Here is a 22,366-nt window from a genome sequence, read left to right as displayed (position 1 = left end):
TGGTTGAATAACGTTCCTCAACCTGCTGAATTATTGTGTCCCAAAAATCTTCATTCCTCACTGGGAGATCGGGTAGCGGGGAATTAGATTCATCCAGCAACTCAACCGTCAGGTTATTCAAGGTTCCAGTGAAGTCAAAGGGCATTTGATCGAAATAGGTTTCAGTTATAGGTGTCCCTGTATCAAAGCCCACATCGAAGGTTTCGTCCTGGGTAAATTTAACCGGAAGACTTTCTTCAACTCGACCTTCACCAATCGGGTTTCCGTTAGCATAGAGAGTGACTGTTGCTCCAGCATAAGGTTCCTCACTATCGGAAAGATAGTCTGCCTCAAAGGTAACGCTACCCGTGGGTAAAGGGCTAGAGCTATTGGAAGTTATCTCATAGCGATCTATCCCGGCGAGATTGTAGTGGTACACCAATTTGTCATCTTTGATAAATAGTCCAAAACCGCCAAAACGCCCCCCTACGGTGACCAGTACCCCTTCATCACCTGTGTTAAAGACCACATCCGCTGTGATGCTGTGGCTCTTACCTTTCAAGTCAGGTATTGCCGTTGCCCTGGTGCGGAAATGATCGGGATAGGTAAAGGTGGTGCGCCCTTCGGTAATCGTCGGGCGATTGGACTCATCAAATCGTTCAGTTTTGCTGTCATCCAGAGGAAAGACGTTGTATTTAGACGCTTCAGCATAGAACAGCTTAATCATTTCATCGAGCTTTTCGGTCTCTTCAGAAGCTAGATCGTTGGCTTGGGAAAAGTCTTCATTAATGTTGTAAAGCTCCCAGTTCATGTGCAGCACATCGATGGAGTCGTCGTTTTGGTCAAGCCAAGGCTCACCCCGCATAGCACTTGCCATCCAGCCATTATCGTAGATTCCCTGGTTGCCCAGCATCTCAAAATATTGGGTGGTATGACGAGTTGGGGCAGCATCATCATCAAAGGTATACACCAAACTTGTGCCTTCGATGGGCTTTTGATCTACGCCATTGACTTGAACTGGAGCCGGAATACCCACGGCTTCTAAAATAGTCGGGAAAATATCAATGATGTGGCTGAACTGGTAGCGGGTGGTACCATTTTCCTCATTTTTAATCCGTGCTGGCCAAGAAATTGCCATACCGTTGCGAGTACCGCCAAAGTGAGAAGCAATCTGTTTTGTCCACTGGAAGGGTGTATCCATTGCCCAAGCCCAAGCGGAAGGGAAGTGATTATAGTACATCTCCCCACCGAGCCCATCCATGACCGTTTGTCTCTGCTCCGTGGATAGCTCAGATAGCGATTCATCCAAGCCGTTAAAAAAGGTTACTTCATTCAGAAGTCCTTCAAAACCTCCTTCTGCACTGGAGCCGTTATCGCCAGCGATGTAGATAATCATCGTGTTATCCAATTCACCAATTTCGTCTATCGCATCAATAACTCGACCGATCTCATAGTCGGTTTGCTCGGTAAAAGCAGCACAAACTTCCATCATCCGGGCATATAATGCCTGATCATCAGGCTCTAAGGAATCCCAGGCGGGCAAAGAATCAGGACGAGGGGTTAGTTTAGCATCTTTGGGAATAACTCCCAAGGCTTTCTGTTTAGCAAAGGTGCGTTTGCGGTATTTATCCCACCCCATATCGAACTTACCTTTATATTTGTCAATCCATTCCTGGGGAACTTGGTGAGGGGAGTGAGTAGCACCAGTGGCGAAATAAGCCAGGAAGGGTTTTTCGGGTATCAGGACTTTTTGAGTCTTGATGTAGTTAATGGCATGATCGGCTAAATCGGTGTTGAAGTGATAAGGGGTACCATCGGCGTTGGTTGCCGGGGGTTGGACACGGGTTGTATTTTCAATTATGGGAGGGTAATATTGGTCAGCATCGCCCCCGATAAACCCATAGAAGTAGTCAAACCCTAAGCCTGTGGGCCAATGGTCAAAGGGTCCAGCTTCCGTGGCTTCCCATTCCGGAACGTTATGGTTTTTGCCAAACCAGGCGGTGCCATAACCATAAGCCTGAAGGACTTTGGCAAAGGTGGCTGCACTTTGGGGAATAATACTGTTATATCCAGGGTATCCCGTTGAGCCATTACTCAGGGCACCGGTGGCTACCGAGTGGTGATTTCGTCCGGTAAGTAGGGCAGCTCGTGTGGGGGAACAGAGTGCGGTGGTGTGGAATTGGGTGTAGCGCAAGCCGTTTTTTGCCACCCGATCCATCGTGGGGGTTTTAATGTTCCAGCTACCAAAAGTACCGAATTGACCATAGCCAACGTCATCTAGCATCACTACCAGGATATTGGGGGCATTTTCGATACCAAAGGTGGAAGGCAGTTTTAGTTCCGGTTTATCGGGTACAGATTCGGGAACGGTTAGCCCGACTTTACCTGAAAAGGAGTCGTCGGGATGGGGCAGAATTTGCTGTGCCATTGCTGGTGGGACAGTTGTTGTGAGGATGAGAGATGTTGCGATTGTAAATACCACAATCCCTCTCCAAATCCGGTGCAAAAGACCGTTGAAAAACATAGATAAAACCTCATAAAAGGGGTTAACACAATCGGCTGCATCCCAAAACACAATCTGGATAGCCTTGGGATGGCCTGTAGAGTTCCGAGTGAGCGATCGGAACCCTACAGGCTGAATTTGAGACGCAATAGTTCATCAACCAATGGGCTGTCATCGGTTTGATTTGAGTCTAGCGATCGCCACTGCCACCACTCTCTTATAAATACGGTTAAAAATCATTGATAAAACCTCGTCTTTCAGTGTTGAGCAAATCAATTCATTGCCAATTTTTGTGTGATCAGATGCCGAACAAATATCCCAATTCGACATCCGATTTCTAATGGCTAAGTGTTGAACTCAACAATCCCTTATCGTTGAGTCACCTCCTGAATAATGAGGTCCAAAATTTCTTCATTTTTAGATTGGTGAGATTTAGACAAAGCTTCAGCCTCTGGAAATTGTCAGGTTCCATCTAAACCAGAACCCTCAGCGGTGCCAAGATTAGTCAAAGCGGGTGGCTCCCACCACTGTGACAACGCTGGGTAGCCCGGTAAGTAAAGGCGCATGAACATCAAGAAATTGCCTTCAGGCGCGGGCAACCAATTGGGACACTGGTCTCCACTGGGGTCTTCATCCTTACTGGGGCAATCGCTTGGACGATCGTGCTGGATGAAAATGGTGACACTGCCATCTTCAGGGTCCTCAATGTCGCTTCGGTCTCCCAGTGAAAAGCGATTGATTTCGTTACCCACTAGGTTGTATTGGGGGTTGTACATGGTGATAGACCAAAACGCATTGACTTCAGGTTTCTGATCGCTCTCAAACCGAAGCTTATAGCGGTTTGCCCCTGACAGACGGTTGCCATCCCCATCCAACGATACATTCATATAGATTGCCTCGATCGGATCGTTAGCAACAAAACCAGCCTGGGCTTGCATTGCACGTAACAACCAGTTGTGGCTTGCTGAAGGTCTGCCAGTTTCTGGCGGTGGATAGTTCCACCCATTGACTTGTTTCTGAGCGTACCCAGTAGCGAAGGCATCATTAATAATCTGAAGCCCATCTGTGCTAGCACGTTCAAGACCGCGTTTGATGCTATCGCTTTGCAGTTCCACATCTAAATCTGGCCCGATGCCGATCTCTGCAAACAATGCCAGTAAGCTGTTATCGTAAGGGTCAGGTGGATTCTCGGCCATTGCGTGGTTAATATTCTTCCAATATGCAAGTGGATCGTCAGAGGATTCATAGAGATAAGGTTCCCAAAGGTCAGGGACCGATGGCGTAACAGTAGGATCGAGCCACTGGGATAGCGGTGTTAAGTTATAACCCTTCTGAATTTCGTATATCTCGCTTAGGTCTCCCGAGCGCCGCTCCTCTTCGGTTACCAAAGTTCGCCCTAAGATATATCCCCAAGGGGTACTCGAAGAGCCTTCAATCCTCTGCACATCCGGAGGTAGTTCACCTTCCCAATTGGGGCCAATCAGTGCATAGTTACCGGCTTCTTGTCCAGTAGCTCGACTGCCCACATAGGCAAAATTGTCTCCCCTATAATCAACCAGCTCCATTGTGTAGTAGCGGTCGATCGCAGGGACTGACAAGATCAGCGGCTCATCTCCAAGATATATAAATGCTTGGGAATATATGGTGTCGTTATTGGGAGCACCACCTTGAGTATGGATTTCGTCCTTGAGGTCGCGGTAGTGATAAAACTCGTTAACTTCCACTTCTTTGTCTTCGGCGTTCATGCGAGTCCAGTAACCATCTGACATATAAGCCCAAGGATACGCATAGATAAATGCCTGTACACCGAGAGTGTAGGCATATTCTTCTTCCCAATCAAAACCTTCTTCGACTGCCAGCACTGGGGGTGTCACAGCACTTAGCAAAAGGGTGATGGCGATCGCAAACGCCACAACGCCTCTCCAAATCCGGTTCAAAAAACCGTTGAAAAACATAGATAAAACCTCATAAAAGGGTTTACACAATCTCAGCCTGCATCCCAAAACACTATCTGGATAGCCTTGGGATGGCCTGTAGAGTCCCGATCACTCGTTCGGAACCCTATAGCCTTAGCTGAATTTGAGACACAATAGTTCATCAGTCAATGGGTGCAATCAATTTTCCAGGGCAATAATTTTATTAGGCAGGGTGGGTAATACCCACCCTACAGATGATCTAAAGATGACCAGGTTCAGAGTCTAGTCAGCCGTACTCACATTAATCTCATCAACAATATCTTCAATAATCTTGTCAGGATCGGAGCTAAAGGGAGGTTGACTGGGAGGATACTGTTCAAAGGTATCTAGGTACTTCTGCACAAGGCCAAGTGCTGGCGTTAGCAAGAACTGTCGGCGAGAATACCAATCGTTGTAGTTATTGGAATCTGTATCTGCCCGTTCATAAGGATCGCGACGCAGGTTAAATAGCTTGGGTAGACGCAACTTGACAAATGGCTCTCGCCAAACATCATAATAGTGTGCCCGTTGTTCGGCGAAGACTACTTTCCAATCCCCAAGGCGAACCCCTGGTAGTTGACCCTCATCATTAAAGTAGATGAAGCCTGGACGCCGTCCACGTTGATTTTCAGGATCGCTCAAGTAAGACAGTTGATTATACCCATCTAGATAAGTTCCACAGAACTTGGTGGGTTCATCTTTACCCCCGAAAATTCCACCGCCGAAGAGTCCACCCCCATCATCACAAGGCTCCTTCAGCATATCTTTAAGGTCATCCACACCCGCTGCTGCCATCAGGGTTGGGACCCAATCTAAGTGAGAGAAAATCTCGTGAGAAACGGTTCCCGCAGGAATATGACCAGGCCAACGTACCAAAGCTGGAACGCGATAACCACTTTCCCAGTTAGTATTCTTCTCACCTCGGAAGGGACTCAAGGCACCATCAGGCCACATATTATAATGGGGGCCGTTGTCAGTGGTATAGATAACAATGGTATTGTCTGCAATGCCCAGGTTATCAAGCAGGTTGAGCAACTCGCCTACATGACCGTCATGCTCTAACATACCATCACCGTAGAATCCCTGGCCACTGATTCCTTCTACATCATCACTAATGTGGGTATAGTAGTGCATCCGGGTTGAATTAAACCAGGTAAAGAATGGCTCATTGTTTACCGACGCTGCTGTAATGAACTTCTTAGTCCGGTTGAGAAATTCGCGATCGACGGTCTTCATTCGTTCGATATTCAGGGGTCCGGTGTCTTCACAAGTCTGATAGCCCAAAGGACCGAAGCGACCAAGTACGTCTCCAGGCGAGAGATTTTCATCGTAGACATCTGATGCCTTGCAGTCGAGAACCCCACGAGGACCAATGAGATTGGCAAACTGGCCATCTGGCCCGCCGGGATAATCTTCGTTTTCTGGCTCTTCTTCAGCATTCAAGTGATAGAGGTTGCCAAAAAATTCGTCAAAGCCATGGACTGTGGGCAAAAACTTATTCAAATCTCCCAGATGGTTCTTACCAAACTGTGCTGTGGTGTAGCCCAGGGGCTTCAACATTTCTGCTAAGGTAGGATCTTCGTCCTGAATGCCAAAGGGCGCTCCAGGGAAACCAACTTTCAGTAAGCCAGTCCGCAGACCACTTTGTCCGGTGATAAATGCCGCCCGACCCGCAGTACAGCTTTGTTCAGCGTAGTAGTCAGTGAATAGCATACCTTCTTTGGCAATGCGGTCAATATTGGGGGTGTCGTAACCCACAATGCCCTTTTCGTAGGCACTAATATTTGTCCAACCAATGTCATCTCCCATGATGACGAGGATATTGGGTTTTTCTGTAGCGGCAAAAGCCGGGTTTATCGGCAGCCAAGGCAAAATCCCTGACACCAAAAACAATAGGGACATCGCCATTGCGAACCCCATTTTCATGCAACGAATCACGAAAATAATCTCCTTAATTAATTTTCAAATTTTCAGATCATATAGATGCGACTTCCACAGCAACACTAAATTCTAGTGGCTGTAACAAAATGTTTCCAAAACAGTATATTGAAGCTTTGGGACTTTTGTTTAAGATGCAGGTTTTTAGCAAAGGAGTCTCCAGTCAGGAGAGCGAGAAATAGAATACGGGAAAAAGGTGAAAAATATCCAATATATCTCTAATAGACCATCTCTCCCACTCCTTTTTCATAGGCTCAAAATCAGTTCCATAGGGGTATATAAAAGATCTCAAAGTTAGTTTAGTGGTAATCTATCTCTTTGAATAATCAAAAATTCCAACTTTTTGAGTTATAGAAATTAAATAACTAATTTATATATTTTATTAATTAAACTTATAAATAGTTGGTTTGATTATTTTTCATACCAAATGCGGTTTAAAAAGACCAGTTTTCAGTAAACTGCGAAAACCCTGTAGAGACCTTGCATGCAAGGTCTCTACAGGGCGGGGTCTAACGGGTTTATCTATACCGGATTTGGTCTTGTAAGTGCTTATGTAAACAGGAAGTTTGTTGATGGATATAAACAAGAGTAAAACTACCCAAACTAAAGACGATCCTCGGACAAGCAATCTGAAGATTGTCTCCAAATTCTTTACAGATATAGATGATTTAAAAGAGTTTTTTGCCTATCGACGGTACGAAATAATACAACTTAGTCCCGGTTCTCTCCAAGTAGGTTTTTTCTCAATTCAGGTTGGTGATATATATTTCATATATATTCATGCGAATCAAGGGACTCAAACTTTTGGTGAGAAATTGAAAGAATACTGCAATTTTTCCATAATCTGGTTTGAGAATGAAGGGGAATTTCACGTCTTCCGTCACCCGATCGAGTCTCAAAGGACTATTTTTGCTTTTAATGGAAAGGAAACTGATTTCATAAGTTCTCAAGGTGGAGCGATGACAGAGGTTTGTATCCCTTTAAAAACTTTTCATACTTATGCAGACAAACTACAACGCCACGATCTAGACGATAATTTCCGGAGTAAAAATTATGTGAATTTGCTCCCAACTGGGATGAAAGAAATTAAAGATTACCTGAAACAACTATTTTGGTTAGCAGTACACGAACCTACTTGGTTACAAAAACCTCATATTGACAAACTCGTTGCTGATGATTTCATTCCTTTGTTGATTACTCAGATTCCTATCAAGTTGAATTCCAAGTGTTTCCTCAAACCTTCCCGAAGAGAAAAATTGATTGCCCAAGCAGAGCAAAAAATGTTAGCGCACCTAGAAACACCTCTAACCTTAAAACAGCTAGCTCAAAATTTAGGGTCTAGCACTTCTGCGTTATCTTATGGTTTTCAGGACTTATTTGGCGTGAGTCCGATGCGCTATCTCAAGGTACGACGACTTAATGCAGTGCGACAACACCTGAAAGCAAGGGAACCAGAAAGTTGTAAAATAGCTACCCTCGCCAGTGAATTTGGGTTTTACAGTCCATGTCATTTTACTCAAGATTACAAAACCATGTTTGGGGAATTGCCTTCAGAGACGTTGGGAAAGAAGGCAAAATAAGGCGATCGTTAATATTGTTCACTAGATATAGCAATCCTAAATAGGTTGTAATATAGAATCCGGTTGAACAATGGTCATTGCGACGATAGGAAGCAATCTCATCGATTTGGGAGATTGCTTCCTTCCACTCCGTTCCAGTCGCAATGACGCAGGTTATAGTAATTATCCGGATTTGATATAAGGAACTAGAGTAGCGATCGTGAATTTGATAATTTTGTGCAGCCTAACTTAACGAAGTCAGAAGTCAACCCACTCCTAACCCAACCCACCCCCAGCTCAACCCACCCCCAACCCCTCCGAGGAGGGGAGCAGGAGGGGAAGTAGGGGCGAATGGCCATTCGCCCCTACAGAAGTTATTTTTCTAATACCAATTACTAAAAGTAATGCCACACTTCAGCTATACTTCAAAAATTAAATAGTTACCAAGGTTTAAAGTCTTTTTTTGACAATTATTCATCGGTCAGTATTGATTATTCCTACTTTTATTTTTCCCCCCACCTCCCACACTCCCCACACTTCCCCATCCAATTAGATATAGCATTCTTTTTGAGAAATGGTATAACGGGGATTTGAGCAACCCTCCAAAAATATTTCGCCTTAAAAGGCGGGGTTTTAGACCCAATTATTTTGATAAAATTGGTATTATAAGAAATTGGCCAGTTATTAACTAAAATGGGCTACCTTGCATGAACCGAGAAGCATTAGTAGTAGGTATCAATCATTATCCTTTGCTGAAAGATAGCTCTGCTCAACCCCAAAACTTGATTAAACCAGCAGGAGATGCAGAAGCGATCGCTCAATTATTAGAGACTTCTGGGAATTTTGATGTGCAGCGCTTTCCAGGTGTTAAAATAGAGGGTTATTGGCAAGTCGATCCTCATCCAAAGACGAAAAACAGTTCCATAAATCCTTTAAAAGAAGCTATTTCTAAATTATTTAATCCCCCAAATAATATTCCTGAAACTGCTTTATTATTTTTTGTAGGAAATAGTTTATTAGATGAAGAAGGGGGGGTACAAGAAGGATTTTTAGCAACCAGTGATACTAACCCTGAAAAGGGAAAATGGGGCATTTCTCTACATTGGTTAAGTCAACTATTACAAAAATCTCCGGTTAAACAACAAATAGTATGGTTAGATTGTTACCATCAAGAAAAACAGATTAACTTCTTACAAACAGCTCTGGGTAATCTAGAATCAACTGATAATGATAGGTGTTTTATTTTTGTTTCTCAAACAGCAGAAGTAACTACAACACAAATAAATTCAGAACATAGTTTTTTGACAAATTGTTTATTAGAAGCATTAGAACCAGAAAATAATCCGAATGGTTGGGTTACAAATTATAGTTTAATAGACTATCTTAATAAAAAGCTAAATCTTTCGATTCAGCCTCCAGTGTTTCATAATTCTGGAAATGAAATTATCTTGACAGGGGAAAAAGAAAATACAGAAAATACCGATTTAACAGCCGGAGTTTGTCCTTATAAAGGATTAGCTGCATTTGAGTTTAATGATAAAGATTATAAATATTTTTATGGTAGAAAAACTTTAGTAAATTTACTTTTAGAAAAAGTTCGCTCTCGGCATTTCTTAGCAGTAGTAGGAGCAAGTGGAATTGGTAAATCAAGCATTGTCAAAGCAGGGTTATTATATCAACTGAAATTAGGGCAAAGATTGTCAGGCAGTAATACTTGGCCAATATTAATTATTAGACCAGGAGAACATCCTTTAAAAAATTTAGCCGCAGTATTTGTAGATTATCAACTACAGACATTGTTAACCCCGGCAAAAGAATTATCATCAACTTATCAACAGGAAGAACAAGAAATAAAGCGATCGCCAAATTCATCAATTCCCCATCCACCTCCACCACCTACACAAAAAACAAAACGAACCCCTAGAAAATCATCTGTAACACCACCCCCGATAACCAAAAATTCTGGTAGTGACAACCTAGAGGAAGGGATAGAAAATACTAACATTGAGCGCATTATTCATTCGCCTATAGAAATTGAAGAACTAATTAATCAAGGTGCTAGTGGGTTTAGACAAGTGCTGCAAAATACTCAAGCATCTCGAATAGTTATGGTAGTAGATCAGTTTGAAGAAGTTTTTACCCTGTGTTCGGACAAAATAGAAAGAGAGCAATTTTTTGAATGTTTGATGGGAGGAATAGATAGAAGTTACCAAGCTAACTCTAACACTACTGGGTTGCTCTTAATTATCACTATGGAAGCAGAATTTTTAGGTAAATGCTTTGAACAAGAATATTCTGGGTTAGCTAGGCAAATTCAATCCCATTTAGTCACAGTAACCCCTATGAATAGACTGGAATTGGAACAAGCGATCGCCGAACCTGCAAAACAAGTAGGCATAGAAATACAGCCAGAATTAGTCGAACAAATGATTATTGATACAGAAAATTATGGTAGTTTACCACTGTTACAATATACTTTAACAGAACTATGGCAACAGCGCCGAGCAGATCAGTTTAGTCTGACTCAATATATTAATTTAGGTGGAGTAAAAGGTTGTCTAGAAAAACAAGCTTATGCAATTTATCACTCCTTTAATGCTAGAGAGCGTCAGGTAGCAAAACAGATATTTCTCAAACTCGTGCAAATTAATGAAGATACAGTAGCAAGTTGTAAACAAGTCTTGAAAACAGATTTAATTACTCCTCAACAATCATTAGCAGTTGTGAGTAAGGTACTGAAAAAATTAGCAAAAGCTAGATTAATATTAACTACTAAATTCACAAATTATCAAAATAGTAATCAAACAGTAACAGTAGTAGAATTAGCTCATAACACAATTATTAATAATTGGTCTCAGTTAAATTTTTGGGTAGAGTCAAACAGGGAAGCAATTAAACAAAAACCCGGTATGGAAGCAGATGCTCAACGGTGGCTGAAAAAAGATAAATCAGATAAATACTTGCTAAGTGGGCGCAAGTTAAGTTTAGCTGAAAATTTATTAGAGAGCGATACTGAGAGTGCTTTTGTGTCTGTAGTAGCCAAAGAATTTCTAGAAAAAAGTATTAACCGCAAACGTTTTCATAGCAACTTTCGCATCAGGAGTATAGTAGGATTAATCATAGTATTAGGGTGTTTAAGTGGATTTTCCTTAATTAATTGGCGAGTGGCGGAAAAAGATAAATTAAATGCCCAACTTAATGCGTTGAGTTTGTCAGCAGAAAATCAGTTTACTGTTAACCAACGTTTTGATGCTTTACTTACCGCTATTAAAGCAGGCAAAGAATTACATGATGCTTCTGAAGTAGCAGCAGATGTGAGAATGGGAGTTTTGATAGTTCTGCAAAAAACTGTTTATGGTGTGAGTAAACGCAGAACCATAGCAGAACATACACAACCAGTTAATAGCATTAGTTTGAGCAAAGATGGAGAAATAATTGCTTCTGTTAGTGATGATAGTACAATCAAACTATGGACTAGCTATGGTGAAGAAATTGCCACCTTGAGCGGACATCAGGGGGCAGTTTACAGTGTGAGTATGAGTAATAATGGTAAAGTATTGGCTTCTGGTAGTCAAGATGGTACCGTGAAACTCTGGAGTCAGGATGGTAAAATCTTAAACACAATGAAAGCACATCAGGGAGCAGTTAATAGTGTCAGTTTTAGTGCGGATGGCAAAACTATTGCTTCTGGTGGCGTAGATGGCACCATCAAATTGTGGAATCTTCAGGGAAAGCAACTTGCTGCTATTAAAGCTAATCAGGATAAAATTTATAGCGTTAGTTATGGTAAAGTATTAGCATCTGCGGGTGAAGACAAAACCGTTAAATTATGGAATGCTAAAGGAAAACAATTAGCTACTCTCAAAGGTCACAAAGAAAAAATTTTGAGCGTTAGTGTGAGTCCTGATGGTAAAACTATTGCCACTGCTAGTTGGGATAATACCGTTAAAGTTTGGGGTGTAGATGGCAAAGAAATAGGTACTTTGAGGGGGCATAAAAGTCCAGTGGTCAGCGTAAACTTTAGTGTCGATGGCAAGACTATTGCTTCGGGAAGTTCTGATGGAGAGATTAAACTTTGGGCTCGTTACGGTCGAGAAATAGCAACTCTCAAAGGTCATGGTACTTGGGTTAGTAGTCTCAGTTTTAGTAATGATGGGTTGACCCTCGCTTCTGCTAGTGCAGACAAGACGATTAAACTTTGGAGTCTGCAAGAACAAAAAATGCCTGCTCTTAGAGGACATACCAGTTATATCACAGCTATTAGTTTGAGCAAAGATGCGATCGCCACTGGGGGTTATGATAATACTGTGAAAATTTGGAGTCGGGAAGGGGAGGAGTTAGCAACTCTCAAAGGACATCAGCGCGGTATTTATAGTTTGAGTTTTAGTCCTGATGGTCAAACTGTAGCTTCTGCTAGTGCTGATGGAACTGGTATTGTTTGGAATTTAGCAGGTTTAGGAAATGCGACTCTGACCGGACATCAGGATCAAGTTTATAGTATTAGTTATAGTCCTGATGGTAAGATGTTGGCGACTGCTAGCTTGGATAAGACAATTAAATTGTGGAATACTCGCGGTCAACAACTGCTGACTATTCCAGGGGGTATTGATGACCTCAGAACTGTAACTTTTCGTCCTGATGGAAAGGCGATCGCCGCTGCTGGTTTTGGTGGCAAGAGTCAGGGTGTGCTAAAAATATGGAACCTGGAGGGTGAGGAATTACAAAAATTTGAAGGGTTGTGTAGTGTGGTGAGAAAGATTAGTTTTAGTGCAGATGGGAAGATTATTGCTGCAACTTGTTCTGATAATACAGTCAAATTATTAACTCCTAAAGGTCAAGTGGTAGGAATTCTCAGAGGTCACCAGAGAGCAGTGAATAGTTTGAGCTTTACTCCTGACGGCCAAATAATTGCGACTGGTAGCGATGACGGTACGGTGAAAATTTGGAATCTTGATGGGAAAGAGTTGGTGAGTTTAGATGGTATTCGGGAAGGGGTGATGGATGTTAGCTTTAGTCCTGATGGTAAAATGCTGGGTGCTGTTGGTAGGGATAAGGTGGGGATGTTGTGGAATTTTGATTTAGAGAATTTGTTGGTGCGGGGTTGTGATGTTGTTCACGATTATTTGCAGAGTAGTTCTGATGTCAAAGAAAGCGATCGGCGTCTTTGTGAAGGGTTCTAAAATCAGGACTCAGGATCATCACCAAAATTTAGTAGTTATGACGATTAGAGAATTTTGGTGATAGATGGTTTCCTAGTTCTAAAACTTGCTTTAACTGTGGCGCGTGTGAAAAAATCTCTGTCTTTATCTGAAAGAGTTATAAAGTGCGAACACTTTGGTTTCAGTTGCGATTACTCCGCAACACTAGCGCGAACGAGATTTGAATGCTAGTTTAAATCTAGCGATTCGGCGCTCAGTTTGACCGTGACAGCTTGTGGACTGGATAACGCCGACGTTGCCAGTGGAATAGGGAATAGAACTGATTGTTTATAGAAAATCATATATTTATGTACATAATCATATAGAATCCGGTTATATAATATATGTTGATAATTCTATAAATTACTTCAATATTTAATAGAACTACCTCCCCATCTCCCCATCTCCCCATCTCCCCATCTCCCCATCTCCCCCAACCATATAATAAGTATTCAACCAGATTTGATATCATAGGTTTCTAAGAACGGAAGAGAAGGGTGAAAAATTTGGCCTAATAGACATAGGCGTGAAAAAGATATAGATTTTTGGCGGTTAGTAGGGAATACTTAACACTTAACAGGGAATATATTTTCACGAAAAAGATACGAAAAATGATTTCGGAGAGTTAATTTTACAACTCTAGCTTGTCTTAAATAAAGAGCAAGTTTATTTTCTGGAGAGGTCTAATTAGGTCACTCGGACATTTTTTTTCTACCTAATTCATATGAATTCTAGCTTCTGACTTGCGTTTAGCTCTATAAAGAGGAAATTAGAGCGGATATTCCATAACTGGAGAGTACAAAGTTCTTCTAAAAAACGATTTGCTTATCTGACTGAAAGTCTTACTGGAAAGGGCTTACAGCACCTACAGGTATGAATGGATAGTTTCTAAGCTTGAGTTGCTGAAAGCCTTAGCTAGCAATAGTTATTCAAAGAACTTCGCACTGTCTAGTCCATAACATAATTTTTTGTATTTCATACAAAAAGCAAGATTAAAATCCGGAAATAAGTAGGAAAATGTGTAGCAAACATAAGAAAATACTCGAATTAACTAAAAAGGAGGTACTGGGGGACAGCAGGAACTTCTGTTATTATTAGAGTTGTTGGGAATTAAGCTAAAAAAGTACCTAAAAGCTTTATTAATTAAAGGGTAGAGTCTTTTGGAAGCTTAAATAGCTCAAAGGTTTAATATAGTAGACATCTCCAAAAATGAAAAATAAAATCTATTCTTATCCATAAATTATCAATTACTCCCCCCTGTTCCCAGTTAAGTGTTCCTTGTTCCCTCTTTTCTGGAGATGTCTAATAAGTTTTTGAGCAGTTTTACTTTCTATTTGCTAACAACAATATTATAGTGATGCTCAAAACCTGAGATAAAATAGTGCCAAGGCTCAAAACTTGGACGAAAGTCCCAATTAATTAACTGCTAGAGAGTGTAAATTTTAATACACACTAGCAATGTTGAATTATCCTTACGGGAAAAATTTTAACACTCAAACCAAACAAATTTAAAATTAATTGACGGCAAGTAAATGTTAAAGCAAAATATAACAAAAGTTTCTATACTAATAGGCGCTTCTATTGGCGCTCTGTTACTGGGAGTTTTTCTACCACAACTCACCAGCACTAACACTAACAAAATTTCCCAAAACGCCATCCAAAAACTCAACCCAGAGTTAGATGTAACAACTTTTGTGTCACTGCCACCAGAGCAACGCCGGAGTAAATTGGAGGCTGCGATAAAAACAGGAAAATCTGTCAATACCAGTCGCGCTCGTTATATTCTAGCTAATGATTTAATTCAACAGGGAGAAGCAGAGCTAGCCATCGCCAAACTTAAAGATTTAGAACAAGAATATACAGCTCTAGCACCATATATTCTGGTTAAACGGGCACAAGTTTACGAACAAATAGGAGAGACAGACAAAGCACAAAAAGCTTGGGAAGAAGTATTAAAAACCTATCCAGAAGAACCTGTGGTGGCAGAAGCTTTGTATGTATTAGGAAAACAAAAGCCGGAATACTGGGATGAGGCGATCGCTAAATTTCCTGGTTATCCAACTACGGTTAAAATTGCTCAGGAAAAATTAAAGCAAAATCCTAATCAACCTCAGTTATTATTGCTCATTGCTAAATATGCTTTTCATGTGCCGGAATATGGCACAGTATTGGAACAACTCAGAACAAAATATGCCTCTGAGTTAACTCCCGAAGATTGGGATATGATTGCTTTTGGTTATTGGGAAAAACAGGATTATGGTAAAGGTGCCCTAGCATATCAGAAAGCAACCAAGACTCCCCAAAATTTATATCGTTATGCCAGGGGTTTATGGTTAGGTGGAAAAACTCAAGAGTCCCGCGAAGCTTATAAAACCTTAATTAATACATTTCCCAATGGGGGAGAAGATACAGCTTTAGGTTTGATTCGTTTGTCGAGGTTGGTCGATCAAAAAGATGCCATACCTTATCTTGACAGAGTAATTGCTAATTTCCCTAGTCATGCACCTGAAGCTATGTTAGAGAAGTCTAAGTTGCTCGATCGACTTGACTCTGCTAAGTCAGCTTCACTGGTACGTCAACAATTGTTGAGAGAGTATAATAATTCTGATGCTGCAGCTAAACTGCGGTGGGAGTTGGCCGAACAAGCTGCTAAAGGTGGTAATTTACAAGCAGCTTGGAAGTGGGCGCAACAGTTGACTGTGAATAATCCTGATAGTGAGTTAGCAGCGCAAGCAGGTTTTTGGGTAGGTAAGTGGGCACAACAACTTGGGCGGACAGAGGATGCTAAAAAGGCTTTTGAGTATATGATTTTACGGTATCCTCACTCTTATTATGCTTGGCGATCGGCGGTAATATTGGGTTGGCCTGTGGGGGATTTTACTACAGTTAGGGATCTATCCCCAGAGGTTGTACATACGAAAGGGCGCGATCCACTGCCTTTTGGCTCTGAAACATTGCGGGAGCTGTATCAAATTGGTCAAGACCAGGATGCTTGGAAACAGTGGCAGGTAGAATTTGAAGACCGCATGAAACCTTCTGTAGCTCAACAGTATACTGATGGTGTATTGAGAATTGGTGTGGGGGATAATTTAGATGGTATTTGGATGCTGACTAGCTTGAGTAAACGAAAAAAACCAGAGGAGATAGCTGAGTATAAAGCCTTAAAAGAACAGCGTACCTATTGGCAAACTTTGTATCCTTTTCCTTATTTAGAAACTATTGTTAAATGGTCTAATAAAAGACAATTAAATACTGTTTTGGTGACTGCTTTGATTCGTCAAGAATCCCGTTTTATGCCGAAGATTAAATCTGTAGTTGGTGCTACAGGATTAATGCAAATTATGCCGGAAACGGGAGAAGAGACTGCTAAAAAGATTAACCTCGTTAGCTATGATTTAGAGAATGTTAACGATAATGTTAATCTGGGTACTTATTACTTTGATTTTACTCATAAAGAGTACAAGAATAATTCGATGTTAGCAGTGGCGAGTTATAATGCGGGTCCGAATGCTGTGGGTAGTTGGTTAAAGCGGTTTGGGTTTAATGATGCTGATGCTTTTGTGGAGAAAATTCCTTATCCAGAAACAAGGGGTTATGTAGAGTCTGTGTTTGAAAATTATTGGAATTATTTACAGATTTATAATCCTGAAGTTTCTAAGTTGATGGAAAGACATTACGCTAAATATAATAAATAGGAGGGTATAACAATGATTTCCTCATGCATATACAGATGATTATAGAAAAGTTAATTTGAAATTTCTCAGGTGAAAAATAGATATTGAGGCAATTTTTCTCCAGAAAAATCATTGAAAATAATCTCATCAATAGACTATTTTGTAGGGTGGGTAATATACACCCTACAAATGATTTTATAACAAACCTGTAAAGCGAAAAGAAATTTCTGGATATCTGGACAAATTCCATGAATTAGCGCCGATCGACTCTTTTTTTCCTGTTCCCTTGAAAAATAATTGTATAGCGCTACGCATTAAGGTTAGGACATTTATAAATCCTCAAATCCTTTGATAGTCTCCTGTTCCCAGTTAAGTGTTCCCTATTCCCTAGCGCTACGCGCTATAATTATAAATTTTTAGATGCCACATTTTACTAACTTTTCGGTATCCACTATTTTATCCCTAACATATTTAACTGTGGGATATTGTAAACCCTATATCTCCCCAGCGATCGCTCAACTACAACCAGATAGCAGTTTGGGAGAGGAAAATTCAGTTGTTATACCAAACATTAATATAAATAGTATAGAAAGCGATCGCATAGACGGCGGTGCCCAACGAGGTGCTAATTTATTTCACAGTTTTGAGGAGTTTAACATTCAACAGGGACGAGGAGTTTATTTTACTAACCCTGATGGTGTCGCAAATATCCTCAGTCGCGTAACTGGCAACAATATCTCAAATATATTGGGAACTTTGGGTGTCCTTGGGGATGCTAATTTATTTCTGATTAACCCTAATGGTATTATTTTTGGGCCAGAAGCTCAATTAGATATTGGGGGTTCATTCTATGGTTCGACTGCCGATAGTATCTTATTTGAAAATGGATTTGAGTTTGCTGCTTCTAACCCCCAAGCACCACCATTACTGACAATTAATGTTCCTATTGGGTTGAGGTTGCCAGAAAACTCTGGTAGTCTTGAAGTTATTGGTCAAGGTCATAATTTGAGTACCGATCCTAATACTCAGGCAATTATTCGAGAAAATAGAAATATAGGGTTACAAGTTCAACCTAGTCGAACTTTAGCTTTGATTGGGGGAGATGTTTCTTTTAGAGGGGGAAATCTCACGGCAGAACAAGGACGCATTGAAGTAGGAAGCGTTCGGAGTGGGGTGGTGGGATTAAGTTCTGTAGGTTCCCTGAATTATGGGGAAGTTTCAGAATTTGGTAATATTCAACTATCTCAAGCTAGCTCTTTAGATGTTAGTGGAGAGGGTGCGGGGGAAGTAAGAATTCAGGGCGGACGTATTGAAATGCGTGATGGTTCCATAATTGTAGCTGAAACTTTGGGAACCCAGGAGGGAGGTAACTTAATTATTAGAGCATCTGATGCTGTGGAAGCGATCGGTGTAATTCCAGAAACTCAGATTTTTAGTGGTGCAGTAACGCAAGTTGCTCCTGAAGCAGCAGCTCAAGGTGGTAATTTGAGAATTGAGACCCAAAACCTCCAGTTGAGAGATGGGGCGCAGTTAGCTGCTGTTAATTTTGGTCAGGGAAACACGGGGAATTTAACTATCTCTGCTACTGACGTAGAACTTATTGGTGCTTCTGTTGATGGTGCATCTAGTGGTTTGTTGGCTCTAGTCTTTCCAGGGGTGGTAGGCAATGGAGGAGATATAGATATCAATACAGAAAGATTAAGAGTTATAAATGGAGCGCAGATCCTCACTGGTTCTTTTGGTGAGGGCAATGCAGGAAATTTAACTGTCTCTGCTACTGAGGTAGAAGTTATTGGAACTGATGCAGAAATCGTCGGGAATAATGATGTTGTTCAACCCAGTACCTTATTGGCTTCATTGCTACCTGGAGGAATAGGTAATGGAGGAACGATAGATATTGATACAGAAAAGTTAAGAGTTCGAGATGGAGGATTAATTAGCACTGCTACATTTGGAGAGGGAAATGGAGGTGATTTAAATATCTCTGGGACAAATATAGAATTAATTGGAACTACTCCTTTAGGTGAAGCTAGTGCTTTGGCTGCTTCAGTCCTGTCAGGGGGAGTAGGTAATGGAGGGACGGTGAAGATTGATACAGAAAATTTAACAATTCGAGATGGAGCGCAGATTAGCACTGCTACATTTGGAGAGGGAAATGGAGGTGATTTAAGTATCTCTGCGACAAATATAGAACTAATTGGAACTTCTGCAGATGGTCAATTTTCAAGTGGTTTGTTTGCTTTGTTGCAGCCAGGGGGCATGGGAAATGGAGGAGCTATCGATATTGATACAGAAAATTTAACAATTCGAGATGGAGCGCGGATCACTGCTAACACATTTGGAAAGGGAAATGGAGGAAATTTAACAATCTCTGCTACTAATGTAGAATTAATTCGTACTAATGAAACTCCTACTGGCTTATTTGCGACAGTGGAACCGGGAGGAATGGGAAACGGAGGAACTATAACACTTAACACAGAAAGTTTACGGATGCGAGGTGGATCGCAGATCCTCACTGCTACTTTTGGTCAGGGAAATGGAGAGAATTTAACTATTTTTGCTACTAATGTAGAACTCATTGGCACTACTGCTGATGGTTTATTTCCTACCGGTTTATTTACTTCAGTAGATGTAATCAGGGACGAAAATGGTGAAAGAACTGAACAACAAGGTGTAGGAAATGGCGGTAATTTAAGGCTTGATACAGAAAATTTAATAGTCCGAGATGGAGCGCAGATAAGTGCTGCTACATTAGGTCAGGGAGATGGAGGAGATTTAACTATTTCTGCTACTAATGTAGAACTAATTGGCACTAATGCTAACGATTTACGCATCAGTGGCTTGACAACTTCCGTACAAGAGGAAGAAGCAAGGGGAAATGGAGGAGATTTAAGACTCAATACCAGAAATTTGCAAGTTCGAGATGGAGCGGAGATTACCGCTAGTACATCTGGTCAGGGAAATGCTGGAGAATTGATTATTACAGCTAAAGATATTGATGTCATTGGTATTTCTGCTGCGGGTACTCCCAGTAGATTAACAGCGGCCGCCGAATCTACAGCAACAGGTAGAGGAGGAGATTTAATAGTTAACACTGAAAGCTTAGAAGTTCAGAATCAAGCACTTGTTACTGTTAGCTCGGAAACTTCAGAAACTGCGGGCAATTTAGAGATTAATGCTACCTCTATTGTTTTAGATGATAGAGCTAGCCTGAATGCAGAAACTACTGGAGGCCAAGGTAACATCTCCCTTAACAATGATAAAGACCTAATCCTGCGTCGCAATAGCAGCATCACTACTAATGCTACTGGCACAGCTACTGGAGGCAATATCATAATTAATACTGATAATTTAGTCGCCCTAGAAAACAGTGACATATCTGCTAACGCCGAAGAAGCTTTCGGTGGTCGTATCGATATCACTACATTAGGCATATTTGGAACGGAATTTCGCCCCCGCCAAACTGAAAAAAGCGACATTACAGCTACTTCAGAATTGGGAGCATCATTCAGCGGTGAAGTTAATTTGAATACTCCTGATGTAGATCCTAGTGACGGACTGGTAGAATTCGACGACACTATTGAAGACATCTCAGCTTTAGTAGATCAAAATCCATGTCAGCGAGGAGAGGGGAGCGAATTCACTATCACTGGCAAGGGAGGCTTACCACCAAATCCTAGCGATCCTTTTCCTGCCAATAACTTATGGCAAGAACAGGATACACCAAGTATTTCACCAGAAACCATTACTCCATCAGACCAAAAATTTGTTGAAGCTCAAGGTTGGATATCTACACCCAACGGTATCCAACTCATAGTCAATCCCAATACTGCTACACCTGCTCGCCCCTGGTTAATTCCGCCTGATTGCAAACAATTGGATTCTCAACAGCCTCTATCCTATCTAGTGGCTAGCAGTAGTGGAATAATGCCCATTTCCAGTTCTCAACCCCTAGAAACTGTCATTCAACAGTTTAATTTTGTAGGCAATACAAAATTTAGTAATGAAGAGTTACAACAGCAACTCCAACCTTATCTTGGTAAACCAATTACTTTTGCAGAATTGATTGCAGCTCGCACTACTATTACACAATACTACACCAAAAACAACTATATCACATCAGGAGCTTTTATCCCCCCTCAAACTATCTCAGAAAATGGCACAGTCACCCTCAAAGTAGTAGAAGGGAAGGTAGGGGAAATCAACATTAATATTGAAGGTAGATTAAACGAAAGCTACATCAAAAGTCGCTTGAAAAGAGCAACTCAAGCCCCTCTTAACCAAGAAAAACTTTTTTCAGCTTTACAATTATTACAACTCGATCCCTTAGTAAAAACAATTTCAGCAGAACTTTCCGCTGGTATCCGCCCAGATACAAGTATTTTAGATATAGAAGTCGTTACAGCTAATCCCTGGCAAATTGCAGCGATCGCTAATAATGGCAGGGCGCCAAGTGTAGGTACTTTTCGCCGGGGAGGAGAAGTAGGTTATCGCAACATTACAGGTATGGGGGATAGTTTGAATACTTTCTACACTAATACTGATGGCAGCGATACTGTAGAGGTATCCTATTCAATTCCTGTAAACTCCAGTAACGGTAAGGTTGAATTGTTTTACCGCCATCAGGATAATGAAATAGTAGAGTCGCCTTTTGAAAGACTCGATATTAACTCCAACTCTAATACCTATAAATTAGGCTTTAGCCAACCAATTGTACAAACACCAACGCAAGAGTTAAGTTTGGGGTTAGCTGCAACTCGCCGAGACAGCAAAACTTCAATTTTAGGAACCAATTTTCCATTATCTGAAGGTGCTGATGATAATGGGGAAACGAAATTATCAATTTTGCAGTTTTTCCAGGATTATCAACTGCGGGGAAATAATCAAGTTTTAGCATTGAATTCCCAATTTAATCTGGGGTTAGACATATTTGATGCAACGGTTAATAGTAATGAAGCAGATAGTAGATTTTTCTATTGGCGTGGCCAGGGGCAGTGGGTACGTCAGTTAGGGGAGGATACTTTATTGGTAGTAGGAGCAGATGTGCAGTTATCCCCATCAGATTTAGTGCCCTTAGAAAGGTTTGGTTTGGGGGGATACCGGAGTGTGAGGGGCTACCGTCAGGATATTCGTTTGACTGATAGTGGCGCTCTAGGTACAGTGGAATTGCGATTACCTGTTCCGTGGATATCTGCGGAAAATAGGTTATTTCAGGTTGTACCGTTTATTGATGGAGGGGTGGCGTGGAATAGTGATGGTGAAGAAGTTCCTGGAGATAATGCTTTAGCTTCAGTAGGATTGGGATTACAGGTAAAGTTATGGGATAGAATTAATTTGCGGTTAGATTATGGTATTCCTCTGATAGATGTAGACGATCGCGATCGTACTGCTCAGGAAGAGGGGCTTTATTTTTCTGTGTTTTCTACACCATTTTCGTTTTAATGATTCTAAAATTGAATAGTTATAATTAAGCTCGTAGTAAGGCTTTAGCCCTAAGATAGATATTTAATGGGCTAAAGCCCAACTACAAACAAAAACTTCTTTATCGCTTATTATCCGG

At 41.2% G+C, this 22,366-nt stretch carries 8 protein-coding genes; 4 read left to right on the top strand and 4 right to left on the bottom strand.

The genetic code is table 11. The features are described 5' to 3' along the window. From ACP6PM_RS18565 to ACP6PM_RS18550, 4 genes are all read right to left on the bottom strand, one after another. Positions 1-2,407, bottom strand: a 2,407-nt coding sequence (locus tag ACP6PM_RS18565) for an arylsulfatase (RefSeq protein ID WP_426587184.1), incomplete at its 3' end; no start/stop codon positions are given. A 246-nt stretch (positions 2,408-2,653) separates the two neighbouring features. Continuing rightward, positions 2,654-2,812 carry a hypothetical protein gene (locus ACP6PM_RS18560; protein WP_426587182.1) on the bottom strand — a complete coding sequence of 53 codons (159 nt, stop codon included), beginning with the start codon at positions 2,810-2,812 and terminating at the stop codon, positions 2,654-2,656. Between the two features lie 131 nt (positions 2,813-2,943). Continuing rightward, positions 2,944-4,437, bottom strand: a complete 1,494-nt coding sequence (locus ACP6PM_RS18555; protein ID WP_426587180.1) for a DUF1254 domain-containing protein — start codon at positions 4,435-4,437, stop codon at positions 2,944-2,946. 243 nt (positions 4,438-4,680) lie between these two features. Next, complete coding sequence (locus ACP6PM_RS18550) at positions 4,681-6,339, bottom strand: arylsulfatase (protein ID WP_426587186.1); 1,659 nt, start codon at positions 6,337-6,339, stop codon at positions 4,681-4,683. 608 nt (positions 6,340-6,947) lie between these two features. On the opposite strand from ACP6PM_RS18550, the gene ACP6PM_RS18545 reads away from it, so the two are divergent. The 4 genes from ACP6PM_RS18545 (at position 6,948) to ACP6PM_RS18530 (ending at position 22,248) form a co-directional block, all read left to right on the top strand. Then, positions 6,948-7,955 carry a helix-turn-helix domain-containing protein gene (locus tag ACP6PM_RS18545; RefSeq protein ID WP_426587178.1) on the top strand — a complete coding sequence of 336 codons (1,008 nt, stop codon included), beginning with the start codon at positions 6,948-6,950 and terminating at the stop codon, positions 7,953-7,955. Between the two features lie 686 nt (positions 7,956-8,641). Next, entirely contained in the window at positions 8,642-13,114 is a 4,473-nt protein-coding gene (locus ACP6PM_RS18540; protein ID WP_426587176.1) for an nSTAND1 domain-containing NTPase, read from the top strand. A gap of 1,550 nt (positions 13,115-14,664) precedes the next feature. Next, positions 14,665-16,827: a lytic transglycosylase domain-containing protein gene (locus ACP6PM_RS18535; RefSeq protein WP_426587174.1), complete on the top strand. Its 2,163-nt coding sequence runs from the start codon at positions 14,665-14,667 to the stop codon at positions 16,825-16,827. Between the two features lie 399 nt (positions 16,828-17,226). Further along, positions 17,227-22,248 (top strand): two-partner secretion domain-containing protein, encoded by a 5,022-nt coding sequence (locus ACP6PM_RS18530; RefSeq protein WP_426587172.1) that lies wholly within the window; start codon positions 17,227-17,229, stop codon positions 22,246-22,248. Positions 22,249-22,366: the final 118 nt, after the last annotated feature.

The sequence above is a fragment of the Dapis brunnea BLCC-M229 genome, from assembly GCF_050015995.1.
Classification (GTDB): Bacteria; Cyanobacteriota; Cyanobacteriia; order Cyanobacteriales; family Microcoleaceae; genus Trichodesmium.
This window is presented reverse-complemented; position numbering and strand designations above follow the sequence as displayed.

Bases quoted from the DNA above. Each gene is read 5' to 3' on its own strand.
- ACP6PM_RS18535 (WP_426587174.1), top strand. From the start codon at position 14,665: ATGTTAAAGCAAAATATAACAAAAGTTTCTATACTAATAGGCGCTTCT.
- ACP6PM_RS18540 (WP_426587176.1), top strand. From the start codon at position 8,642: ATGAACCGAGAAGCATTAGTAGTAGGTATCAATCATTATCCTTTGCTG.
- ACP6PM_RS18555 (WP_426587180.1), bottom strand. From the start codon at position 4,437: ATGTTTTTCAACGGTTTTTTGAACCGGATTTGGAGAGGCGTTGTGGCG.
- ACP6PM_RS18550 (WP_426587186.1), bottom strand. From the start codon at position 6,339: ATGTCCCTATTGTTTTTGGTGTCAGGGATTTTGCCTTGGCTGCCGATA.
- ACP6PM_RS18545 (WP_426587178.1), top strand. From the start codon at position 6,948: ATGGATATAAACAAGAGTAAAACTACCCAAACTAAAGACGATCCTCGG.
- ACP6PM_RS18560 (WP_426587182.1), bottom strand. From the start codon at position 2,812: ATGTCGAATTGGGATATTTGTTCGGCATCTGATCACACAAAAATTGGC.
- ACP6PM_RS18530 (WP_426587172.1), top strand. From the start codon at position 17,227: ATGCCACATTTTACTAACTTTTCGGTATCCACTATTTTATCCCTAACA.